Annotated in this window: 3 protein-coding genes; all 3 read right to left on the reverse strand. The window is 52.0% G+C overall.

Annotation, left to right across the window (positions count from 1 at the left end; translation table 11 throughout):
- Window positions 1-1,568 (reverse strand): DNA primase (gene dnaG, locus ABYW01_RS19155; protein ID WP_372835927.1); only part of this gene is annotated, 1,568 nt, incomplete at its 3' end.
- Between the two features lie 32 nt (window positions 1,569-1,600).
- Window positions 1,601-2,050 carry a GatB/YqeY domain-containing protein gene (locus ABYW01_RS19160; protein ID WP_372835929.1) on the reverse strand — a complete coding sequence of 150 codons (450 nt, stop codon included), beginning with the start codon at window positions 2,048-2,050 and terminating at the stop codon, window positions 1,601-1,603.
- Between the two features lie 46 nt (window positions 2,051-2,096).
- Window positions 2,097-2,312: a 30S ribosomal protein S21 gene (rpsU, locus tag ABYW01_RS19165; protein ID WP_282350104.1), complete on the reverse strand. Its 216-nt coding sequence runs from the start codon at window positions 2,310-2,312 to the stop codon at window positions 2,097-2,099.
- Window positions 2,313-2,525 lie beyond the last annotated feature (213 nt).

Consider the following 2,525-nt stretch of genomic DNA (forward strand, 5'->3'; position numbering starts at 1 on the left):
AGTTTTGCGGGCAGTTCGCATAACCGAGCCAGCGTTGGAAAGTGCAGCAGCAACGAGATTATGCGCTCACTAAGTTCGATCTGGACGGTGTTGCGCGCTTTATTGCTCATCCTGCGTTTGCTGAACTGCTGTTTGCGTGGCTCGCTGGATACCTCTTCCGGGAAATATTCCGGTGCCGGATAACTATCCCCATCATCGTAGTAATCTGTAGGATAGTATTCAGGTTGTGGTTGTTGAGTGGGTTCTGCAGTCTGGGTTGCGCTGTGCAGGTTAACGACACTCTCTAGCTGGTCCTGTGAAAGTCCGGTCAATTCACTTACGCGATCCAGCATCATTTGCTTCAGGATGCCGGGTTTCATACCCTGGATAAGGGGGAGCGCAGCACTGCTGAATCGGGCGCGGCCGTCCATGCTGTTGAGGTCCATTTCTTCCGACTGGCTTTTAAAGAAAAATTCCGCCAGAGGCAGGGCTTCATCCAGGCGTTGGCTGAAATCGTCGGAGCCTTCTTTGCGTACCAAGCTGTCCGGGTCTTCGCCTTCCGGTAAGAACAGAAAGCGGGCTTCCTGACCATCCTTGATGACCGGCAGGGTGGTGCTTAAGGCCCGTTTCGCCGCAGTGCGGCCTGCTTCATCACCATCGAAACAGAAAATTACTTCCGGCACGATCTTGAAAATGCGTTCCAGATGCTGTGCTGTGGTGGCGGTGCCGAGAGTGGCGACCGCGTAATGAATACCGTATTGGGCCAGGCCAACCACATCCATATAGCCTTCAACGATCAGTAGGCGCTCAAGCTTATGGTTATGCTTGCGGGCTTCGTACAGACCGTACAGTTCACGGCTTTTGTGGAAGGTTTCGGTTTCCGGAGAGTTCAGGTACTTGGGTTTGTCGTCGCCTAAGACGCGACCGCCAAACGCAATGACCCGGCCGCGTTGATCGCGGATCGGAAACATAATGCGGTTACGGAATCGATCATAATCGCTGTTGCGTTCTTCATTGTGGATAAGTAGGCCGGCTTTTTCCAGAAGCTGCCGATTGTCGCTGCTATCGCCCACATGGTTAAGCAGGTTATCCCAGCCTGGAGGTGCAAAGCCGATCTCGAATGCCTTGGCCGCCTGGCCTGACAGGCCTCTGGATTTCAGGTAATTAACCGCCTGTTGTCGGCTGGCATGACTGCGCAGCTGCTGGCTGTAAAACTCTGCTGCCTGAGTAAGTAGATCGTAAAGCGACTTCAGGTGCTGTTGTTGCTGTCGGTTGTGCTGGGATTCTTCCCGCGGCACCTCCATGCCCACCATCTTGGACAGTTCTTCCACTGCTTGTGGAAAGTCGAGATGGTCGTATTCCATAAGGAACCCTAAAGCGTTGCCGCCGGCACCACAGCCGAAACAGTAGTAAAACTGCTTTTCCTGGTTGGCCGTAAAGGAGGGGGTTTTCTCTTTATGGAAAGGGCAGAGTCCGGAGTAATTCTTGCCGGTGCGCTTTAACTTCTGTACGCGGCCGTCCAGTACGTCGATGATATTGACGCGTGCAAGAAGATCGTCGATGAAGTGTTGGGGGATTCGTCCGGCCATTTAGTTGCTGCTGCTGAATGAACAGCGGCAGTTTAGCTGGACAGGCGCTGTTTTACGAGTTTGGACGTCTCACCTACGTCAGCGCGGCCCTGGATCTGGGGCTTCAATAGACCCATCACCTTGCCCATGTCCTGCATGGACTGCGCGCCACTGGTGGAAATTGCCTGTTCGATCAGTTGGCTGATCTCTTCTTCGGTTAGCGGTTGCGGCAGGAAAGTTTTAATCACCTCCATCTCCCGTCGCTCTACATCCGCCAGATCCTGGCGGTTCGCTGCTTCATACTGTGAGATTGAGTCGCGACGCTGTTTGGACATTTTGTCCAGCGTCGCCAGGACTCGTGCATCATCCAGCTCTATACGCTCGTCAACTTCGATGCGTTTCAGCTCGGCAAGGATCATACGGATCGTACCCAGGCGCTCCTTATCTTTGGCGCGCATGGCAGCTTTCATCTCGTTGGTGATCTGCTGCTTGAGTTCGGACATCGTATTACCTACCTCTGATTAAGCTGGTGAGGATCTATCTCGTGGATTAGTACAGACGTACGCGACGAGCGTTTTCGCGAGAAACTTTCTTCGCGTGACGTTTAACCGCTGCAGCTGCTTTACGCTTACGAACAGAAGTTGGTTTCTCGTAGAATTCGCGACGGCGAACTTCTGCCAGAATACCTGCTTTTTCGCAAGAACGTTTGAAGCGACGCAGAGCTACGTCAAATGGCTCGTTATCTTTAACTTTTACCGCTGGCATGTGTATACAAACCTTAATTTATTGAGTTAATCCACAGTCTCATCACAGATAGCAAAAAGTCGCACCTGTGGCGAGGGGCAAAATTCTAATGCTGCTTACCATCGATGTAAAGAGCAATACCGTGAAATTTACAGCAGATTGCTGGATAATATCGCTTCCAATCATCAATTACAGTTTAGACAAGATGCGTGTATTAGGAATCGAGACCTCCTG

This window comes from Pontibacterium sp., from assembly GCF_041587635.1.
Lineage (GTDB): Bacteria > Pseudomonadota > Gammaproteobacteria > Pseudomonadales > Balneatricaceae > Pontibacterium.